Source organism: Enterobacter sp. 237C8 (assembly GCF_034106865.1).
Lineage (GTDB): Bacteria > Pseudomonadota > Gammaproteobacteria > Enterobacterales > Enterobacteriaceae > Enterobacter > Enterobacter asburiae_B.
Genome location: NZ_JAWNDF010000022.1, coordinates 1 through 953, shown reverse-complemented (window position 1 = coordinate 953; position 953 = coordinate 1). Strand labels below are relative to the sequence as shown.

1 protein-coding gene is annotated in these 953 nt (G+C 53.8%); it reads left to right on the top strand.

The window, feature by feature from the left end:
• On the top strand, positions 1–953 hold a 953-nt coding region (gene tuf / locus USF70_RS21705), incomplete at both ends, for an elongation factor Tu (RefSeq protein ID WP_126334603.1).

The following is a 953-nucleotide window of genomic DNA, read 5'->3' as shown; positions in this document are numbered from 1 at the left end:
GACACCCCGACTCGCCACTACGCACACGTAGACTGCCCAGGCCACGCCGACTATGTTAAAAACATGATCACCGGTGCTGCGCAGATGGACGGCGCGATCCTGGTTGTTGCTGCGACTGACGGCCCAATGCCTCAGACTCGTGAGCACATCCTGCTGGGTCGTCAGGTAGGCGTTCCTTTCATCATCGTGTTCCTGAACAAATGCGACATGGTTGATGACGAAGAGCTGCTGGAACTGGTAGAGATGGAAGTTCGTGAACTGCTGTCTCAGTACGATTTCCCGGGCGACGATACCCCAATCGTTCGTGGTTCTGCTCTGAAAGCGCTGGAAGGCGAAGCTGAGTGGGAAGCTAAAATCATCGAACTGGCTGGCTTCCTGGATTCTTACATCCCAGAACCAGAGCGTGCGATTGACAAGCCATTCCTGCTGCCAATCGAAGACGTATTCTCCATCTCCGGTCGTGGTACCGTTGTTACCGGTCGTGTAGAGCGCGGTATCATCAAAGTTGGTGAAGAAGTTGAAATCGTTGGTATCAAAGAGACTGCGAAGTCTACCTGTACTGGCGTTGAAATGTTCCGCAAACTGCTGGACGAAGGCCGTGCTGGTGAGAACGTTGGTGTTCTGCTGCGTGGTATCAAACGTGAAGAAATCGAACGTGGTCAGGTTCTGGCGAAGCCAGGCTCAATCAAGCCACACACCAAGTTCGAATCTGAAGTGTACATCCTGTCCAAAGACGAAGGCGGCCGTCATACTCCGTTCTTCAAAGGCTACCGTCCACAGTTCTACTTCCGTACAACTGACGTGACCGGTACCATCGAACTGCCAGAAGGCGTTGAGATGGTAATGCCAGGCGACAACATCAAGATGGTTGTGACTCTGATCCACCCAATCGCGATGGACGACGGTCTGCGTTTCGCAATCCGTGAAGGCGGCCGTACCGTTGGCGCGGGCGT